Below are 21584 nucleotides of genomic sequence, written 5' to 3' on the forward strand. Positions count from 1 at the left end.
ATTAGTTGTTGCTTGAGTTCAATAATATGAGGATCATTGCGGCGGACCAGCTAAAATTAACTGCATTAAGGCCTTTGCCGGTCAGCGGGTGATAATTCTCGAAGATCGGACTGCTGCCGGTCAGTCCTTCCGCCTGCGAAAAAAGTGCCTGCTGCAGCTCCTGCGCGTCACTGCAATAGCCATATTTTTTCAATCCTTCCAACCCAAAATAAACCTGGTCGAGCCATACGGGTCCGCGCCAGTAACCGTTTTTAGGGTCGAAGGCCGGGTGGGATAAATTGAGTGTTGGCAATGGTAACCGGGAACGGAACAGTTTTGGATCGAGCATTTTCGAGCGTACCTGTGCTGCCTGGTTGGGGTTTGTGATTCCGGCCCAAAGGGGCAGCCAGCCTTCAGGGCCGCAGATCTTTACCAGGTTTTGCTGTGATATTTGGCGATCGTAGTAGAATCCGGATTTTCCGTCAAAGAAATATGTATTGATCTGGCGGCTAAGCAGCTCAGCTTCTTTGGTTAATCGTTGTGCTTCTTCTTTCATTCCAATTGTAGCTGCCAGGGTGGCGAGACAGGTTTTCTCTTTATAGAGAAAAGTATTGAGGTCAACAGATTCCTGGTTCAGCGACCAGGCGCTATTGTTGTTCCTGAGCATTGTGGCACTGTCGAACCGTACGGCATTGTCCATCCCGCTTTCCCAGGCTGCCGCGATCCGGGTGCCGTCGGTAGAACCGAATTCGCAGAGGCCGTTCCCGTTATGGTCGCGGTTGCGGTACCACCACTGATGGTATTGCAGCAGTCGATCATACATTTCTGCTACAAATGCGGTATCATTAGTTTGCCGGAAGATGGCAAGCACAGCCCAGGCGGCGAGCGGGGATTTGGTGTTCCGGAGATTGTTTTCCTTTTTGTCTGAGTAAATGCAGTCCGGGATCATGCCGCTGTTATCCTGGTAATCGAACATACAACGGATGTTGTCCTTTGCCAATGCAGGATCGATATAGCTCAGTGCAACGGCATGTTTCCAGCTGTCCCAACTCCAGAAGCCATAAAATCCCTGGTAGGAAGCCGAGGGAAATACGCCGTCGTGCAGCAGGTCCTTTGAAGCGGATCGCCAGTTGGTAATAAGGGTCATGATGGATTTGACGGCGAGTGCCCTTTGTTCATCGGGCATTGCAGGAGCGCTTTCAAAATATCGGCTGAGGTAGTTCTTCCACCTTAACTGGTTATCTTCTTTTATCTTCTTAAGATCGACCGTTATTTTTTGTTGCCGGTTACTATCAGGGTAGAACGATTGTAATTGCCAGGTTGAAAAGGTTGAGCCGACTGGTACCCGGATGCCTTTCATTGTGGCCGTGTACTGCCCTGGCCCGGTTTGCCATTCAACCGGTCTGTCTGCAGGATGATCCATGCGGAGCAGTCTGGCAGTGCCGGGGAAGCTCAATGTTAATGAATTGCCGGTTGCCTGGATCTGCTGATTCTTTGCCAGGCTTTGCCCGTGCCATTGCAGGTCGATGGTTTTTGCAGAACCTGAAATATTCAGGAGGTTCAGTTCCACGACGGACTGGCGATTACCTGCAAACCGCAATACCATTTCGAGTTGCCATCCTTCATAGAACAGTTTTTGTTCCAGCCGGCCCGGGAAATAATGGAGAATGGTACGGGTTGTGTCAGGTTGAAGGGTGCGTCCGTTTTCCAGGATCCTTACCTGGCTGAAGGCATTCGCCAGCCATTCGCCTTTCATGTCCATGAGAAGCGGGCCAACAAAACTACCGTGGTCCTTTCCGGCGGCCGGTAGCGCGTATGCATGCCATGCTCCGAGATCGCTGAAGAAGGATGTTTCGATGGCCTCGGGGTCGGTTATTTCATTCCGGATGTCTATAAGGTCGGCATTGGTCTGTTGTACGGGTTCGATGGTGAAGCGGTAAGCGTAATCATGGTAAGGCAGAAGATACGGGGAATGTGTCCGCGCACCCCAGCTGTTGTCGCCGCCGACGCCCATCTGTCCGAGGTCGATGTTCACCCAGCTGAAGGAAGCGGGATCGATAGTGGAACCATGGATGTTCTTCTTCCTGTTGAATTCCAGCTCACTCCTGTCGAACGGGAGGATCCCAAAAGAAAACAGGCTGTCGCTGCTGAACCTGATTCCTGTACCCGCTTTGTCCGTCATTGTCATCCACCGGGTGTCGGTACGATAACCGCTTTCCTGCGCCCGGGGGTAGGGATGGAAAAATTGGTTGGCCGTTGTTGTATAGAGATCAATATCAGCAGCTGTCTTCCTGTCTGCGTAATTATCGAATGGGCCGCGACCGAACCAGCTCACCTGGTCGTAGTTTTTTTCCAGCAACAGCCGCATTCCGAAGCGTGGCAGTGCAGGAAGGTCGTTACTGCGGGTGGACATGCTCATAGAGACATCGACTTTGCCGGAACCGTAGAGCTTATAGTTTAATTCGATAGTCGACTGCACAGTTGGGAGGTAGTGCCGTGTTGTGAGCTCCCAGCAGGAGGGCGATATCATGCTGAGACACCTGTAAACCCGTGTGGCTGAATCGGCCGGGTTCCGCCACATCGCCGCACGCAATTGAAGGCTGTTACCGATATCATTATCCGTAACAGGGCGCCAGAAATCAGGCCTGATTTCACCGTTTAGCATTTGCTTCTGCCCGTAGCGGATTGCTTTCACCCAGCCTGTAGTGCGATCCCATTCGATGGCGAAAGCGGCATTGCCAAGCGTGTATGAGTTGAGGGTGTCGATGACCGTTAGTGCGGTACCAACATGATTGACCTGCTGTTTTACCGGCTGTGATGCCGGCAGTCGAAACTGCTCCGATGCAACCAGGTGCCCGGCAGGCACGAGCGCAGTTGAATTTTTTGTTCGGGCTTCGAGTAACAGGTATTGTTCGTCGCCTGCTTCCGGAGGAAGCGGCAACCGGATAATGTTATCCCTTCCGGCAGGTATTTGGATTTGTTCCAGTTTCCCTTCTGCAGTGAGCCTTCCCCCGGATTTCAGGCTCCAGCGGAATTCCAGCTGGTCAAGCGAAAGAAAATCATGGCGGTTGGTGATATTAATAAGATCCCTGCTTAACGGTAGCGCTTCGAAGGCAACCGGCTGGTAAACCTTTTTCACTTCGTAAGCCTGGGGATGAGGCTTCCGGTCGGCCTGGAACAGGCCATCTGCACAAAAGCTGGTGTCGCTGGTTGCGCCCACGGTACCCATATCACTGCCGTAGGCCCAATAATTTCTGCCTTTCCCATCTGTTTTGAGGAAGGCCTGGTCAGAAAAATCCCAGATAAATCCGCCCTGTAACTGCGGGTAGCGGTAGATCAGGTCCCAGTAATCTTTCAGGTTGCCGCCACTATTGCCCATCATGTGGGCGTACTCGCTTTGGATGAGCGGGCGCCGTTGCCAGTCTTTGACGTAACCGAGCAGTACATCGGTTGATTTATACATCGGGCAGAAGATATCCGTGTAAGGATTATCCTTTGCTTCTTCATACTGAACTGGACGGGTGTTATCACGGCTTTTGGTCCAATTGTAAGTTGCCACCATATTCCTTCCAAACCTGCTTTCATTTCCGAGGGACCAGGTGATGATGCAGGTAAAGTTTTTGTCGCGTTCCACCATTCTCCGCGTACGATCCAGGTAGGCAGCCGTCCAATCGGGGTGATCGGACAATGTCTGCAGCGGGTGAAAGGCCATACCGTCGCATTCAATGTTTGCCTCATCCACCACATAAATTCCAAATTGGTCGCAGAGTGCATACCATTCCTCGCGATTAGGGTAGTGGCTGTTGCGCACGGCGTTGATATTGTACTGCTTCATCAGCCTGATATCTTCTACCATACTTTCCACTGTAATGACCTTGCCCTTCCGCATATCATGTTCGTGCCGGTTGACACCCTTGAGTTTGATCGCTTTCCCGTTTACAAGGAAGAGCCCGTTTCTTACTTCGACACGCCGGAACCCGACGCGGTGACGGATCACTTCGAGTGTTTTTCCCCGATGATCTTTATGCGTAACGGCCAGGTTGTACAGGTTGGGAGTTTCGGCACTCCAGGTGCGGACCGAAGGGAGATCGTATTCCAGGTGGGCAGAATCGCCCTTCAGGATTTTGTCGGCTTTCAGAACCTGTTTGCCCTTGGTATCAACCAGGCTGATCTCAACCACATGCGACCGGTATGGCTTAGGGCCTGCAAATTCAAGATCCAATGAAAACCTGCCTGTACTGTAATCATCACCGAGCCCTGCTTTCACAAAAAAATCCCGAAGATGGTATGCTGGTCGTTGATACAGGTATACAGAACGTTCGATCCCGCTGAGTTTCCACATGTCCTGTCCCTCAAGGTAGGTGCCGTCGCTGAACCTGAACACCTGCACTGCGATCCTGTTCTTCCCCTTGCGCAGGTACTCCGTCACATCAAACTCGGCAGGCGTTTTACTATCCTTGCTGAATCCCAGCAGGTGTCCGTTCACCCAACAGTAGAAAAAGGAGTTGACTGCACCGAAGTGAAGCACCACCCGTCGGGTCTCACCCGTCGGGTGCCACCCGACGGGTAAATTAAATTCCCTGAGGTAAGAGCCCACGGGGTTGTAGTCCTTCGGCACGAAGGGGGGATCGGGTTTGATCGGGTATTCGACGTCCGTAAAGATGAAGCGGTCGTAGCCTTCGGTCTGCCAGTTGGAAGGAACTGTGATTTCAGGCCAGGAGGCCGCATCGAAACCCGGCTGCTGGAAGGCCCGGGGCCGTTCGGCTACGGTACTTACCCAGTTGAACTTCCATAAGCCGTCGAGCGGTAATTTCTGTTCGCGTTCAACATGTGCCGACGGCGGAAGGGTACCCTGTGAAACCATCGCAGGATTTTCCCAATCGTTTGCCGGTTGTGCAAAGCTTACCTGCTGCAGGACCATTGCCACGATCATGCATAAAAACTTGATTGATTTCATGTTCACTTACCAGTTCTGTGCCTGCCTGCTGTTGGGGTTCTTATTGATCTCGGATAATGGTACCGGGTAGATATCATGTTTGCCGTCGATATAGTTGTTAGCAAACTCATGGTTGTGGCCAGTCATGATGGTCTTGATCTTTTCGGGCGAAGTTTTGCTCCTTGACCAGCGGTACAGGTCGGCCCAGCGAATGCCGTATTCCATAGCAAGCTCGCAGGGGCGCTCATGATGTCGGATCTGCTGTCGCAGTGCATCCTGGCTCATGGTTGCCAGGGCCTCGGCTTTTGAACGGGTACGCACCTGGTTTACGAGGTCAAGGGCTTCAGAGGTTTGTCCACCTTCATTCAGTGCCTCTGCCTGCATGAGCAATACATCAGCATACCGCATCAGGTTGATGTTGATGCCGGTGTAGGATCCATTGTCCGCGAGGTCGGTCGGGGTAGTGTATTTCTTGAAATAAATCGGGTGGTTGAGATCATTCTTCACATCTGCGTATGACTTTACCACACCAGGCTGGTCAACCACCGGCGCTTTTGACAATGGGTCATCGAAGAACATGGTACCATATACGCGGTCGCTGTAACCGCCGTCAGTGCGCTTATCTTTCTTCAGTTCTGCCGCAAGCCATTCAGATGGATAAAACAGTTCCCAGCCATTCAGCGCATAAGCGCTTACTTCCCAGGGCATGGGTGTGCGTTCATCATTGCCGTTGGTACGGTCGGCAGAGAACTGGATCTCGAACAAAGATTCTGCACCATTTTCCTGCAGACCGTTGAAATTGTCTTCGTAATTGGCGAGCAACTGGTATTTACCACTGTTGATCACCGCGGCGAATGCTGTGTTCGCTTCACTGAATTTTTCCTGGAAAAGCTGGGCCTTTCCAAGATAGGCCTGGGCCGTATATTTTGTGACGCGACCTTTTTCGAGATCAGACCTTGTTTCAGGAAGCTGCGAAATGCCTTCCTGCAAGTCGCTTTCAACCTGTGCCCAGATCTCCGCTTCGGTAGCGGGACCAGGGTAAAACTCAGCATTGCTTTTCGGTGTAACGGTGACCAGCGGAATATTGGTAAAATAGTTTTGCAGAAGCATGTAGAAATATGCTCGCAGGAATTTCGCTTCGGCAACAAGCGAGGCTTTTTCAGCATCGGATAATCCATTCTGTGCATTACCGGAAACCTGCGGGATATTCTCGATGCACTGGTTCGCACGATTTATACCGGCGAAGCACATGTGCCAAAGATTGGTGAAGCTGCTTTCATCCGTTGTGTAGGTGAACGACTGCAGCGGTTTACCATAGCCTTCCGCCTTGTTGTTCATCATTTCATCGGTTTTGTATTCCGAAGCCACGTAGGTTTCTTCAAACCAGGTCCATTTTGATCCGTCTGCAGCCTGGAGAGATGCATAGGCAGCAGTGATGGCCTGCTGGGCCTGTTCGCGGGTCTTCCAGAAAGAAGAGCCGGACAATTCATTCTGGTTTTCCTTATCGAGGAAAGTTTTGCTGCATCCGGTGCCGCCCAAAAGTGATGCCGCCAGGATCGTGCTATATAAGATGTATTTGGTCATGACAATTTTTTTAATCGTTAGAGATAGCCGGTCAGAATTCAAGATTTACTCCTGCGAAAATGCTGCGTGACAATGGGTACAATCCACGGTCAACACCCCTTGCAAAAGATGAATAGTTCACCACGCCCGGGTCATAGCCACTGTATTTTGTAATGGTGAATACGTTAGTTGCGCCAACATAAGCGCGCAGCAGGTTGAAGCCTTTTACGTTAAACCGGTACCCGAGCTGCATGCTTTTCAACCGGAAGTAGGAGGCTTTTTCCAGGAACAGGTTGGAAGGGCGGCTCATGTTGCCGTTTGCATCCACCACGGTTACCCGTGGGATATCGCTGCTGGCATTATCTGGTGTCCAGGCACTAAGCAGGTCGGTTGATTTGTTGAAGATGGTGTTCTGGTACATGAGGCGTTTGGCCCCGTTGTACATATAGTTGCCTTGCGTACCCTGGAAGAAAATATTGAGGTCAAAATTCCGGTAGGTGAAATTGGTGGTCAGACCATACTCGATGCGAGGCAGGCCACTACCCATGAATGTGCGGTCATCATCATTCAATTCACCATCACCGTTTACATCTACGAATCGGAGATCGCCAAGCTGGGCATTGGGTTGAAGTGCGCGGGCATCATCCAGCTCTTTCTGCGAGCGGATCACTCCTGAAGTTTCGTAGAGGAAGAAACGGCCGATCTCTCCACCAACTTCTGTGCGGGTGGTGGGGAAATTGTTGTAGTCCATATAACCATCGGTGAATGCCTCGTCGGCATACCCGAGCTTCAGGATCTTGTTGCGGCTGGCAGCTGCATTGGCAGTAATGTCAAACTTCAGTGCGCCTTCGGTTTTGCGGTAGGTGAGCGCAAGGTCGATTCCCTGGTTCTGCATTTCACCACCATTGCGGATGGGGTTGGAAAGCAGTCCTGAGCTGGGTGGAAGCGGAATGGTAACCAGCATGTCGGTGGTTTTGGTGCGGAAGAAATCTGCCACCAGCAAAAGCTTTTCATTCCAGAAGGAGAGGTCGAAACCTGCATTGAAGGTTGCGGATTGTTCCCAGCGGATGTCAGGCGAAGATGCCTTGGTTATAATAGAACCAACGGCTATGCTTTGACGTAAGCCTGTTCCGAATGGATAGTTAACGGTAGGATCACCGGATGTAACGGTTGCCGGCAGGTAGAGGTAATCGGGAATGCCCTGGTTACCGAGAATGCCGTAACTGGCACGAAGTTTCAGGTCGCTGACGCCGTTTACGTTGTCGCGGAAAAACTTCTCTTCGCTTACACGCCAGCCGCCTGATACAGAATAGAAAGTGCCGTATTTGTTCTTGTCGGAGAAGCGGGAAGAGCCGTCGCGACGCACGCTTGCGCCAAGCAGGTAACGGCCGTCATAAGCATAGTTCAGTCTTGCGAACCAGGACCGCAGGGTGCTTTCGAGCAGGGAGCCGTCAGAGGATTTGTCACCGATACCTCCGCCCAATGACAGCAGGTCGTTAGAGGGCAGGTTGTTGTTGCTGCCTGAAAGACTTTTGTATTTATCATTCTCCTGGGAATAACCAGCGATAGCATTTACACTGTGTTCACCTTTGAATACTTTATTGAAACTGAAGATGGCATTAAGTACATCGCGGAAGTGACGGTCGCGTGCCTCGAACAGTTGCGCGGTCGGGTTCTGCACTTTGTCGCCCATATAATAAGTGGGAACATGCGTGTAGGAATAACCTTCATTTGAATTGAAGCCATATTGCAATTTGAAGCTGAGGGGCTTCAGGATCTGGTATTCCCCAAACACGTTGCCGATAAAATAAGTGGGTTCATCCATGCTGGTAACCAGGGTCTGGTATCCAACCGGGTTTACCGCGTCGGTCATCTGGAAACCGATCCGTCCGCCGAAGCCACCATCGTTATTGGCATCATAGAGTTTATGATGTGGCACGCGGTTGAGCATTTCGTAGATCAGGGGGTAGCCGGCATTCTGGCCGTTACTGCGGCTTTCGTTAGAGCCCTGTAGTACGCGGCGTTGTGATTTTGAGAAGGTAAAGGATTCGCCGAATTTGAATTTTCCTTTGGTGAAATCTGTGTTGACCTGGATGTTGTAGCGTTCGAAATTTGTGTGGATGGCAATTCCTTCCTGGTAGAACCTGCCGAAGGAAACATTCATCCGCATATCTTTTGTTCCGCCCGAAACGGATACATCGATCTTGTTTTCGGGAGCATTTTCGAAGAAGGCGGATTGCCAGTCGGTATCAGGATACTGTTGCGTTTGTCCATTTGCGTCGGTGTAGGTATCGCTGGAAACATAGTCGAGCGGTTCGGTGCCATCGTTAAGTGCAACCTGGTTCAGGATTGAATTATACTGAACGCGATTGGTGAGCGGCAGGCGTTTTGCCATGGAGTTGACGCCGTAGTAGGAATTTACTCCAATAAGGATCTTCCCGGTTTTTCCCCTGCGGGTGGTCACCATGATCACACCGTTCGATGCACGGGAGCCATAGATGGTAGCTGCGGAAGCATCTTTCAGTACGTCGATGGATTGGATGTCGGCAGGGTTGATGGCATTGATATCCCCAGGTACACCGTCGATTACATACAATGGTTGGTTATTGCCGATGGTAGATAATCCGCGAACGAGAACTACCGGTGCGGCACCGGGATCACCGGAACCGGGCGCAGCATTTACGCCGGCCACCTGGCCCTGCAGCATACCCGCTACATTGGCGCCGGTAAGTTTTTCCATATTCTTCGTATTCACGGAAGACACGGCGCCGATCACGTCTTTCTTTCTTTGGGTTCCATACCCGATCACAACCACCTGCTCCATCTGGCGGCTGGTCGGAGCAAGGGTAATGCCCAGCTGGTTGCGGCCGTTTACGGGTTCAGTCACCGGATCGTAGCCAACAAGGCTGACTTCGAGCACAGCGTTTCCCGGGAGATTCGGCAGGGTGAAATTGCCGGCATCATCACTTGCTACGCCTGCACTGCTATTTCTTACCCTGATGGTTGCGCCGGCAAGCGGGTCGCCGCCTGAAGCTTTCACGGAACCACGGACCAGTTGCGCACCGGTCAATTCGGTAGGATTGTTTTCATCCATCCGTTTTACCAGCACGAGGTCGTTCTCAATTTTGAATTCCAGGTTTGTCTGCTGGCCGACCGCTGTGAGCAATTCACCAACCGTACGTTCCTTTTTTTCGATGTTTACTTTTTGTGAACGGTCGAGATCGTCGTTGTTGTAAGAGAACTTAAGATTTGTTTTTTCGGTGATCCGTTTGAATACCGAAAGGATGTCAGCATCCCTGAAAGCAAGGTTAACTTTTTGCGAGGAAGGGTTCTTTGCCTGTGCATGTGTTTCCTGGACAGACAGGCAAAAGATGACGAGGAGGGGCAATAGAAGGTAGCGATGCCACACTGTTGCCAGTTGCATTTTTCTCATATAGCAGCGTTAAATGGTGGTCCTAATTTGAAAGAATCATTATTCGTTTCCCGTCGACTGAACATTTCAGCCCGGTTACATAGGATATGGCTTTCAAAACTTCGTTCAATTCTTTTTGTACAAATTCTCCATTGAAATGGATCGGTGAGGATGGTTTCGCATTGATCACGACTTCCATCCCATACCAGTACTGTAGTTTTTGACCGATCTCATCCAGTGAGGCGTTGGAAAACAGCAGCGCACCGGATTTCCACACTTCTTCTTCATGCGGGTCGAAGCTGTTTTGCTGAGTCGTGCGCGAGGAGCGGTCAATATAGATTGACTGACCCGGCGTCATTATTACAGGTTCCGATGGTTTCCGTTGGTCGTCCACCTTCACTTTTCCTTCCATCAGGGCAGTGCGGATGCCGGGTTCAAACCCGTACGCCCGTACTTTGAAAGAAGTACCGACAGCCTGTACAGCAACTTCGTCAGCTATTACTATAAAGGGCCGCTGCGGGTCTTTCGCTACATCGAAGAGGGCTTCACCCTGCAGATCGAGCATCCGGTTCTCGCGGTTATAGGTGACAGGGATCTTCAGTGTGCTGTTTGAATTCAGCATTACGGTTGATCCATCGGTGAGCTGGATATTCTTTCTTTCGCCGTTGTGCGTGGAATAAGTTTCATAGGCGAGGGTGCCGATAGTTGGCTCATTGTGGCCCGACATGTATTCCCTCAACTGGTAACCGGCAAACAGGAGCAACATTGCAGCTGCTGCACTACCGATCCATCTCCAGAGAGGAGTAACAGCCGTGCGTTCCTTAATGGTCGGTTCGCTTTGCCCATTCTGCAGATTACGGATGGCCTGCTTCAGTTTCTCAAACTCGATCGCTTTTTCTTCCCTGGAAATCCGCATGCCCAGCGAAAATAGAAGCCTGCGGGCTGCATCTGCTTTCGGTTGCTGATCGGGGTTAGCGGTCAGCCAGGTGCGCCAGGTTTCCGTTGCCTCATCATCCGTGTCGAGGCAAAAATGCACGAAGGAGTCATCGAGCAGCAGGTCTTCAATACTATGGTCGCGTCTGTTGGTCATCGGCTATATTTATTAAAGAGGGAAGGGTTGAAAGATTTTTACCATGAAATCCGGAAATATTTTTGGATTTTCTTCGGCCGCCGCCGGAAACTCTTACCAGTTCTGCATCATGGCCAGCCAAGCCACCAGCAAAGGTGTGTCGCCCAGCTCCTGCCGGAGGCGATTAATGGCGGTATGGATGGTATTGTAGACGGTCCGGATGGAGGTATTGCTTTGTTCGGCGATCTCCTCGAAGCTCAGTTCTTCGAAGAAGCGCAGCTGGATGAAGGACCTTTGTCTTTCGGTAAGGCAGGACATAGCTTTGCGGATGAGGGCGCGGCGTAATTCATCGAGCTCGTGGTTTACCAGCGCGTCTTCATATGAGGATTCGGTGAGCAGGGTTGCCGTTGGTTCGGTGGATGAAATCCTGCTGTTACTGGATGCCTGTTGCCGGATGTCCTGGAACAGTTGCCGTTTGAACCAGATAAAAAGATACCCGCGAACGTTTTCCACATCCGGGAGTGTGTGGCGTTTGGCCCAGAGGTTCACAAAAGTGGAATTGATGGCTGATTTTACCAATACCGGGTCTTTTGCGGAGAGGATTCCGAAGCGGTAGAAACGATCGTATTCAGCATGGTATAGCCTGTACAGTCCATTTTCATTATTATGGCGTACGGCCTGCCAGCAATCCTGGTACTCGTTTTGGTCAGTTATCTGGGTCTGCTCACTCATGCTCCGCTCAACGCCGAAAATACTGATAAAAACCATCGGCACAAATCCCAGCGATAAGATGGGCTTTTGTGCCGATGGAAGGATCAATTACAGTAAAAGCTGATTTCCCACTTACTTCTCTTCGTAAGCGTCAAATTCAGCCAGGAAAGTAAAATCGTTACCGCCCCAGTTGCCTTCCAACGCAGTATAACGGAGGAACCTGCATTTTGTAATCGAAAACGAATATGTCTGTTCGCTGTAGTTTTCGGGATCCATCGCCAGGTTATCGCCGAGAATTATCCAATCAGTACCATTCAGGCTTCCTTCCAGTTTAAACAAGGAACAGCCCCTGTCATCGTTCTGGCGCGTCGTTAAACCAACTTTGCTGATATAACGGGGTTCCTTCATATCCACTTTCAGCCAAAGGGGTAACGGTGGATTGGCATTGGACCACTCACTATGCCAGAAACTTTCCACCTTTCCATCAATCGCGAACCGCGCAGCGCCATTGTCAGGCCCTTCACCTTCCAGTTCTTCACTTTCGGCAGTTATATCCCATCCCGATTTGCTTAATTTAACTGTCTGGAGTTTACCTACCATGACATACACAGTTTTCAGGTCTTTATTGACGGCATAACCGGATGCATCCTTTATCCTTATTGCCATCATATACTCCTTTTCCCGGTCAAATTTCCCGGAATAATATTGAAATGTCATAAAGTCCAAAGATGTGGTCTGGCTGCGTGGTATGGTAAGTGTCCACTTGTCGATAGTATAAGCATCAGAGGGAAAGCTTTCATAAGCCGGCAATCCGGCAGCAAGGCGGACATTGTTGATACTATCCAGCGCATGCAGGTCTTCTTCCAATTGAATAACGATATCTGTTCCTGGCAATCCCATCGCGCCATAATTCACGTTAATGACTTCTGAACTTGCCCCATCAACGGGAGGAAATGTTTTCAGTTTTAAAATATGACCTTCCTTGAATGCCTGTTGAATATATACCAGTCCCTGATCCGCATCCATTTCCTTTTCAAATTCCGGTGTTTTATTGCAGGAACCGATTAGCAATGTACCACACACGAAAAAGTATATTGATTTAAAGAATTTCATTTTAGATCCGTTTAAGCGTCAATAAAATAGTTACCACATCGGGTTTTGTGTCAACTGCCGGTTTTTGTCAATTTCTGACTGTGGAATGGGCAGGAAATAATTCTTCATGTTGAACAGGCGTGTTTCGAAAACATAGTTTTCATTCCAGAATTCCTCGCCACTTTTTTGTATGTCAAAACCATGTTTGGGTCCGCCTTCCCTTTCGGCGTCCAGCCAACGTCGGTTATCAAAATAGCGGTGCCCCTCAAAGGCCAGTTCCACCCGGCGTTCCCGGTGTATCAATTCCCTGAGCTTATTAACCGTGAGTGGTATACCTGCTGCCGCATAGGCTGCTTTTACACCCGGGAGGCCCACTCGGCTTCTAACCTGGTCCCAGGCAAAAAACATATCACCATCGCCCAGGGGATCTATGCCTTTCGCCACATCGTCTTCAAACGCCGCCTCCATATAGTTCAACAACAATTCTGTATAGCGAAATATCGGGATGGCATTATCGCCCAGTGAATTGGAAGTAGCGGTGCGGGGCAACCATTTGATGGTTAACATCCCGGTAATGGTGTAGTCACGGCCCCTTTTGTTTGCGTACCCATCCTGGCCGTCATTCCAGGAGCGGAACCAGTTTTTATTATCATCTGAATTGTTTGCCCACCGCGAGCCGGTAGATTCATTGGAGCCGGTAAGCATGGCATAAGAATACTGTCCGGGGAATAAAATATTCGAATAGAAGCGCGGATCCCTTTTCCGGAAACGGTTATAGATGCTGATGTTTTTATCATTCCAGGAGTATTCATAAAATCCTGTTGCATTTACCCAGTCGGCATCATCTTCCGGCAATAATCCTTTCGCGGTAAAATATTCGTTTGCATGTTCGAGAGTAGGACAAATTCCACTGTATCCGCCCCAGCTTAATGGCAATGCATGCTGGTTAAATTCCCATGGTGAAGGACTTTGGGCATAAAATATACATTCCCTGCTCGGCTCACCTCCACGCGGATAAGTAAATAAACGCTTATAGGCGTCAAGACCAATTACGGGTTCCGCCATCAAACCATAGTTTCCGGTTGCAGCAATTTCTATTGCTTCTTTGGCAGCCTGCCTGGCCTTCGCCCATTTTTCAACATCAACCGAGGCATTCAATAAATCCTGTCCATCGCTGCCATGGATCATCAATTCGGAGTATTGCCTGCCTGTTGCCGGGTTTGTTAACCCGTTATATAATGGACTGGCTGCGTATAACCATAAACGTGCTCTCAGGAATTTCGCAGCTGTTGCATTGGCTCTTCCTACCCGATCAGCGTAACTGAAGGTAATATCCAGTTTGCCGGCAGCTGATTCGCACAAACTATCAATATATGCTACTGCCCTGTTATAATCCGGACGTGGAATACCAGCCGCAATGGCTTCTGTGAGTTCAGGACCACTGTAGATTTTTGTCATTATTGGCACAGGTCCATATTGTCTCAACAACAAAAAATTATAGTAGGCCAATAAAAACTCGGCTTCACCCTTCCACCAGTTTCTTTCCTGTTCCGAAAGCTTTTCATCCTTGCATTCATCAATCCTGCCCAGGAAATACAAGGCGGTTCTCACCTGCTTATACCATTCGGTCCATTTTTCATACACCTGGAAAGTCTGGCTGTAATTACCCATATCTAAACGGTAAGGATCGTAACTGCTCCAGATAAAATCCCCTTCGTCGCCACACATGCCAAGATTTCCACCGAAAAAATCGAGAGGATCAGGATTGGCGGAATAAATCTGGGTCAGTACTTTAACTACATCGTCTTTCGATTTAAACAGTGTAGGTTCATCGAGTTTTTCAGCAGGTACCTGGTCGAGATATTTTGTGCATGAACTGATGAGAAATACCAGCAGGCACAGTATGGTGATTTTATTTTTTTTCATAATGCTCAGCTTAATCGTTTAGAATTTAATATCCAGGCCAACATTCAGCACCTTCTGTACGGGATAATACATACCCGTTGAATTTTTGGATTCGGGATCCCACCATTTGAAAGAAGAAATGGTAAAGAGATTGAGGCCACTGCAATAAACCCGGAAAGATTTCATCCATTTTGAATTGTTAAAGAACCGGTTGGAAAGGGAATAGCCTATTTCTAATTGTTTGAGCCTGGCATAACTTCCGTTCTCCAGCCAGTGCGTCGATGCGACATAATTGTTATCCTGGCTACCCACACCCAACCGTGGAAATGTAGCGTGTATGTTCTGGTTTTCCTTTGTCCACCTGTCTTCCATAATGGTCAACACACCACTGCTTTTATCCACTTCAGCAAAAGGTTTTGGGTTAGCTATGAAAGACACCCTGGCAGCGCCCTGCAGTAAAAAAGAAAGGTCAAAGTTTTTATAAACGATTGAAGCGCCAAAACCAAATGTGAGCTCGGGGATGGTGGGATTACCGATAAATACGCGGTCGAACTGGTCAATTTTTCCATCGCCGTTGATGTCTTTATATTTTATATCTCCCGGCCTCGTCGCCCCTAATATATTCTGATCGGGACTTTTCAATATTTCAGTTGAATCTGTGAAGAGGCCTTGAGCCACATAACCTAAGGTCCTGCCAAAGGGCTGCCCGATGTTGGACTGGTAGGCATACTTAGGAGTGATATCACCAGTAGCCAGGATCTTGTTCCTCCCGTAATAGAATGTGCCTTTGAACGTAATGTTTAGGTTCTTTGCGAATTGCTGTTGGTATTCAAGGAAGCCATCCACCCCTTTGTTTTCCATGGCACCTGCATTGGCACTGGGGATAGAACTGAAGCCGTAAATATCAGGCACATTATTTAAGGGTACCCAGATGTTGGTTCTTTTTTCATAAAACAGGTCGGCATTCAGGCGAAAATGTTTCAGGAAATTCACTTCAAGACCGAGGTCTGATTTTTTGGCAATTTCCCATGTAGCATTTGGGTTGCCGTAATAGGTAATATTTATGCCGGCGCCTGAACCATAACCATAGCCATTATTTGACCCGAAGCCATAGTTAGTGGTGGTATTTTCAACACGGGTTAAATACGCAAACCTGTTATTGATAGCGTCATTACCCACTTTACCAGATGACAGCCTTATTTTCAGGAAGTCTACAGCACCTAGCAAAGGCCTGAAAAATTTTTCTTTAGACAACACCCAGCCGATTGCATAAGAAGGAAAGAAGCCCATCCTGCTTCCCTCGGCATAATTCTCTGACCCGTTATAGCCGAAATTGAATTCAACAAAATACCTGTCACTGAATCCATAGGTTGCCCGGCCGGTTAGTCCCTGCCTGCGTTGGGGAATTGAACCAAATAAACTTTCATCAGAAGGATCGAGATAATCGTTCCGGTTGAACAACAGCAAACCTCCAACAGTATGTTTCGAAAATGTGCGGTTATAATTGAGCGATAGCTCAGTATACATGTTCCTGTTATTACCTTTTTCTCCTTCCCGCGTTAAATAACTGGTATAACCGGAATTGCCTGGGTCCTGGTCTTCATAACGGTAATTACCTTCAGCATCCATAAGAATATAGTTGCCCTTGGCATCGCGGTCCGGTTCTCCGTCGCCGTCAAGGTCCTGGGGAACGATCAGGTACTTTCTCGGGTTCATTGATCTTCTTAAAACAGAAGACGTATACGTATCGAAGGAGAAATTGAATCTTGCCGACAGTCCGTTGGTAATAAAATTCAAATGCTGGTTAACGATAAAGTTAGATTGCAACCTGGAGTAATACTCTGTCGTGTATCCGGAATGAGCCAGCATCTGCCAGGGATTATTCACGCCCTTGCGACCAGGTATTTTTGTTTTATCGGGATAAGCCACCGGAAACCATGTAGGCGCTGCCCTTCGCATGGCATCAAAAATGGCCTGTGTTCCATTACCGGGATAATTCCTGTTTTCAAGGGATCCGGCAAGTGTTAATCCTAACACAGTCGACGAAGTAACATTTACATCTACATTGGATCGGAAATTATAACGCTTCAGGTTGATATTATTATTGTAGCTATTTTCCCTGGCTCCCTTAAACATGCCGTTCTGGTTTAAAAAAGCTGCCGAAACAAAATATCGGGTCTTATCGTTTCCTCCCGAAATGTTCATGGTTGCGTGTTGTGAATTAGCCCATGGTTTCAACATGGCATTTGTCCAGTCAACATTGGGGTAATAATATGGATCAGCAACACCGCTTCGCGTGGAGTCAATCACACCCTGTGAAAAAATCGGCAGTCCGCCGGGCTTGTTTGTTTCCGCCTCATTCATCATTTCCATGTAAGTAGGGCCATCAACCATTTTTGCCAGCTTCGAGTTTTTGGAGAAGCTTGTTTCGATGCTGAAGTTGATCTGCGGTTTGCCAGCCGTTCCTCTTTTAGTGGTAATAATAACAACGCCGTTGGCACCCCGCACACCATATACCGCGGTTGCAGTTGCATCTTTCAAAATGGCAAAGTCAGCGATCTCATCCGGGTCAATCATATCTATGCTCCGTTCAACACCGTCTACCAGGATCAGGGGCCGTTGGTTACCGGTAAACGTATTGATACCGCGGATCCAGAATTCAGCTCCGTCGTAGCCGGGTTCGCCGGTTCCCTGGACGGCAATAACTCCCGCCAAACGACCGGCAAGAGACGTACTGATGGTACGGGTGGGCACTTTAAGATCGGCAGGATTGACTTTATCAATGGAACCCACTACACTGATCTTCTTTTGTTTGCCGAATGCAACCACAACGGCACTTTCTTCAGCTTTGATTTTTTTGCGAAGGGTAATATTGATGACTGACTGTTTACCGATGTTTATTTCCTGGGATTCAAAACCGATGGAAGAAAATACCAACACTTTTTCCGGCTGATCGGGGATCTTAATACTGTATACACCGTTTGCATCGGAGGTTGTTCCAATGTCTGTGCCTTTCAGGAGAATGGAAACATCGGCTACTGGTTTTCCATCTTCATCGGTAACCCGGCCAATGACCGTAACCGGTGGTGAAGGAGGTGAGATGGGCGGCCGTTTTCGTTCTTCGGATTTGACAATGACAACTGTATTATCAATGATCCTGAAAGAAACAGGCAGGTCTTTGAAACAGATCTTCAGCACTTCTTCCACAGGCACATTTGCAACCCGGATATCAACATGACGTGCCTGCCTGAGCAGGTTGTTGTTATACACGAAGTTGAGTCCTCCCTGCCTGCGTATTTCAACGAATACTTTTTTGAGGGAGGCATCTTTTAAATCGAGTGTAATGTTTTGCGCTTTAATTCCGGCGTTTGCATGGAGTACCAGCGCCAGGATGAAAATGGCAGTTAATTTCATACGCAACCACGTTTTGGCTAATAAATCCCTTGAACCACAAAGAACATTTTGCATAGCTTTGTTTTGAATTTGGGTTAAACAATAAGCAGTCTTCCATCGATTGTATATAGAGTTGACCCAACCATTGCCGGGGAGTGCCGCGAACACTTCCCGGTTTCTGTTGAAGCAACCAGAAAACATCTATTTACGTAGTTTATTCCCTGACCTTATTACAGGTAATCTTTTTCCCCTCGACTATAAAATGTACTCCTCCGCTTAATTCAATGAACCGGAGCAATTTCGAAAGGGATACGTTTCTCGGGATGTCGATTGTGTACGTATCTGTTATCTTACCATCAATCACTACGTCCACATCGTACCACCTGGCGATTTGCCGCATCAGGCTTTCGAGGCGGGCATTGTTAAATGAAAACCTTCCATTTTTCCAGGCCATCAAAGTTTCAGCATCTACATCATCGGTTATATCAATACCATCTTTTACCCGGGCCTGCTGGCCGGGTTTAATCGTAGCCTGCTCATTGTTTTTTGAAACAATTACACTGCCTTCCAAAAGCGTGGTATTTATGGATTCCTCGTCCGCATAGGCATTTACATTGAAGTGGGTACCTAATACTTTTACTTCAATACCACTTGCGGTTACACGAAAGGGTTGTTGAGTATTCTTTGCGACTTCGAAGTAAACTTCACCGGTCATCTCCACTCTTCTTTCACTGCCACTGAAAACTGTAGGAAAACGCAGCGATGACGCAGCATTCAGCCAAACTTTTGTTCCATCCGGCAATATTACCTGGTACTGCCCCCCGCGTGGAGTGGATACAGTGTTGTAAACCACTTTTCCCGTTTTATTTTCCGGGGCATAGGCAAGGTGATTGTTGTTTTGTTTTACAACTTTTGTATCGCCCTGGAGGATCAGTGTATCATTGATTTCATCCAATACGATCGAACTGCCATCGCCCAAAGTCAATGTAGCTCTGTTGCCGTCAGGAAGGGTATCATTATTAAGGAATCGATCGATTTGTTTTGTTTGTACTATTTCATTCCCGGATTGACGCTTGAAAAAAAGGTACGATGCAGTTCCAGCGAGCACTATTATTACTGAAGCAGCAGCCATCCACCAGGTTGGCCTAAACCGGAATCTTTCACGTTCACCTGCCTTTTGAAGGATACCCTGGAAAAGAATATCAGCCCTGCTTTTGTCGCTTAGCCCTGCATAGGCATTTTCTTCCAGCGCACGATCAATAGCTTTTTGCAATGTCGCCTGGCTCTCTTCCCTGCGCAGGTATTCTTCCAACTGTTCCGTTTCACGCGCATCAAGAGTATTATCCAGGTAACCTTGCAACAACTCATTCAATTGCTTGTTGTTCATGCAAATCAGGTTTTAGGATCAGCATCACTGCCTTCCTTAGTAAAGACACAGAATTTATAAAGTGGTATTAATGAGAACTAAAAAAAACTGAAGCGGCAAACAGCAGTGACAGGGTTTCGATCTCAGCATGCATCCGGAGAGAATTCCGGATCACTTGTAGAGCTTTATTCATATGGCTTTTCACAGTGTGCCGTGATATTTGAAGCAGTGTTGCTATTTCTTCCTGGCTTAGGCCCTGCTGGCGACTAAGGGTATAGATCCTGCGCTGTTGCGGCGGAAGCTGTTCCACAACTTTATTGACCAATCGCTCATAATCTTTTACCAGGACCCTATCGTCAGGAAGATTCGTAGTTTCCGGGATACATTCCAGCGACCACATGGACAGAGGTTCTTCCATTATTTTTTTTCTCATCACATTATAGATGTGATTGCGGGCAACTATGAACAGGTATTGATCAAATCTTTCAATGGTGAGAAGCTTTTCCCGGTTCAGCCAGATCTTTAAAAAGACATCCTGTACAATCTCTTCCGCATTTGCATGCGACTTAGTGAAAGAAAAGGCCACTCCGTAAATATTATCCCAGTATCTGTCAAACAATTGCCTGAAGGCAGATTCATCTCCTTCAGCCACTTGTGACAACAGGGCAGCATCGTCTGGTAAAAGCAGAAAAGGCAAGTCTTAAGCAGTTGGTTATCGATAAAAATAAAAAATATTGCGTGACTATCACTATTTTAAGCAACCGATTGACTAACCCGATCCAGACAGAAAGCCTTTTGCCATAGAGCTGCAAGCAAACAAGCAAACCTGATAAAGGCGGTTAGTAAACGGAAGGAGAAAGAACGTTGAATAATTGCTCCCAATTGCATGGAGCACCCTCACAGTTCAGCATTTTGCCGAGCATTGTGTAAATACCGGCGGCGTTTTCCCCTTGCCCACGGAGATAGCGGATGGAAGTGGCGCCGGCCGTTTTGGAGAGTTTCTGTTTATCGGGGCCTGTCAACAGGGAATGGTGATAAAACCCTGTTTCCGTAAAATTGTTTCCCGGCAATAGTGAGGCCAGGTACACCTGTGCCAATGTTGACTCCCAAAGATCCTGTCCCCTGACAACCAGGTCAACACCAAAATAACTGTCATCAATAACCGAGCTAAGCTGGTAGGCAACATTGCCATCTTTTTTGCGGATAATAAAATGCTGCATGGAATCGGGCAATGAGTAGCTGGAGGCGGTTCCGGGACAAGCTGTTATACTTACCGTTATAGACTGGTCAGTTCTGAGACGCCAATTGAACGAATCAACTCCCAGTGACAGGTTCTTTTCAAGGCAGGCTCCGGGGTAATTTACAGAACGGGAGCAATTGCATGCGAATACCTGTTTTACTGACCGTAGATATTGGAGGCCCTGTTCATATAAAGGTACCCGGTGCACCTGCGACCATGAGTTCGTATATTCTTCGTAATTACGCGGACCTTCATCCCAGGGTATTCCCATGAATTCCAGCGTGTCGAAAATATCTTCCACATATTCCTTTCTGACCCTGGGTTGATCCAGGTCGTCTATACGGAGCAGGATGGAAGCCTTGTGTCTGCGCGCAAGTCCGGCGGTAATGGTAAATGAGAGCAGGTTGCCCAGGTGCAGGTAGCCGCTTGGAGTCGGAGCAATTCGGGTTTTATTAAATACAGGAACCTGGCTCATTATCGAAATAGGCTTTGAAACTAAAATAAAAATCCGGATTTAGTTTTTATATTCGCGGCCCGGAAATCGGGAATGGATCGGTAGTTCAGTTGGTTAGAATGCCGCCCTGTCACGGCGGAGGTCGCGGGTTCGAGTCCCGTCCGGTCCGCAGAGTAACCACGGAAAAGCTTGTAAAATGTAGATTTTACAGGCTTTTTTGTTTGTATACCCTCCTCCAATAGCGCTAAATACTCAACTCTTGAGGTAACGCATTCGGTGATTCTGGAAATAGTGGTTTTTGATTCACCGAAATCCGTTGAATATGCAGATGCACCGGTGTGGATATCGGTTCACTTGTTTTCATGCACTATAATCAAAACGCACCTTTTAAGTTTAACGGAAAAATACATACTATGAAAGTCGATCTTTTATAACGTAAGGAATGTAAGATCTCTTATTTAATG

At 48.2% G+C, this 21584-nt stretch carries 11 protein-coding genes and 1 tRNA gene; 1 reads left to right on the forward strand and 11 read right to left on the reverse strand.

From position 1 onward, the window contains the following. Position 1: 1 nt before the first annotated feature. The 11 genes from OI18_RS24115 to OI18_RS00135 all read right to left on the reverse strand — a co-directional run bounded on the left by OI18_RS24115 (position 2) and on the right by OI18_RS00135 (position 21141). Positions 2–4936, reverse strand: a complete 4935-nt coding sequence (locus tag OI18_RS24115; protein WP_082037796.1) for a glycoside hydrolase family 2 TIM barrel-domain containing protein — start codon at positions 4934–4936, stop codon at positions 2–4. A 6-nt stretch (positions 4937–4942) separates the two neighbouring features. After that, on the reverse strand, positions 4943–6499 hold the full coding sequence (locus tag OI18_RS00090; protein ID WP_039135953.1) for a RagB/SusD family nutrient uptake outer membrane protein: 1557 nt from the start codon (positions 6497–6499) through the stop codon (positions 4943–4945). A gap of 31 nt (positions 6500–6530) precedes the next feature. Continuing rightward, positions 6531–9911, reverse strand: coding sequence for a SusC/RagA family TonB-linked outer membrane protein (locus tag OI18_RS00095; protein WP_082037797.1), 3381 nt, complete (start codon positions 9909–9911; stop codon positions 6531–6533). Positions 9912–9933: 22 nt separating this feature from the next. Beyond that, entirely contained in the window at positions 9934–10980 is a 1047-nt protein-coding gene (locus OI18_RS00100; RefSeq protein ID WP_039135957.1) for a FecR family protein, read from the reverse strand. A 93-nt stretch (positions 10981–11073) separates the two neighbouring features. Next, a complete protein-coding gene (locus OI18_RS00105) occupies positions 11074–11778 on the reverse strand; it encodes an RNA polymerase sigma factor (RefSeq protein WP_082037798.1) in 705 nt (234 codons plus the stop codon). Between the two features lie 24 nt (positions 11779–11802). Further along, the gene (locus OI18_RS25130) at positions 11803–12783 is read right to left on the reverse strand and encodes a discoidin domain-containing protein (protein ID WP_039135961.1); all 981 of its coding nucleotides are present in this window, start codon (positions 12781–12783) and stop codon (positions 11803–11805) included. Positions 12784–12813: 30 nt separating this feature from the next. Next, positions 12814–14688, reverse strand: a complete 1875-nt coding sequence (locus OI18_RS00115; protein WP_039135962.1) for a RagB/SusD family nutrient uptake outer membrane protein — start codon at positions 14686–14688, stop codon at positions 12814–12816. Positions 14689–14706: 18 nt separating this feature from the next. Then, entirely contained in the window at positions 14707–18081 is a 3375-nt protein-coding gene (locus tag OI18_RS00120; RefSeq protein ID WP_052272724.1) for a TonB-dependent receptor, read from the reverse strand. Between the two features lie 193 nt (positions 18082–18274). Continuing rightward, entirely contained in the window at positions 18275–19447 is a 1173-nt protein-coding gene (locus OI18_RS00125) for a FecR family protein (RefSeq protein WP_039135963.1), read from the reverse strand. 67 nt (positions 19448–19514) lie between these two features. Then, a complete protein-coding gene (locus tag OI18_RS00130; RefSeq protein WP_039135964.1) occupies positions 19515–20123 on the reverse strand; it encodes an RNA polymerase sigma factor in 609 nt (202 codons plus the stop codon). 142 nt (positions 20124–20265) lie between these two features. After that, the gene (locus OI18_RS00135) at positions 20266–21141 is read right to left on the reverse strand and encodes a glutamate--tRNA ligase family protein (protein ID WP_039135965.1); all 876 of its coding nucleotides are present in this window, start codon (positions 21139–21141) and stop codon (positions 20266–20268) included. Positions 21142–21215: 74 nt separating this feature from the next. On the opposite strand from OI18_RS00135, the gene OI18_RS00140 reads away from it, so the two are divergent. Next, positions 21216–21289: transfer RNA gene (locus OI18_RS00140), tRNA-Asp, on the forward strand. Positions 21290–21584 lie beyond the last annotated feature (295 nt).

The sequence above is a fragment of the Flavihumibacter solisilvae genome (genome assembly GCF_000814475.1).
GTDB classification, from domain to species: Bacteria; Bacteroidota; Bacteroidia; order Chitinophagales; family Chitinophagaceae; genus Flavihumibacter; species Flavihumibacter solisilvae.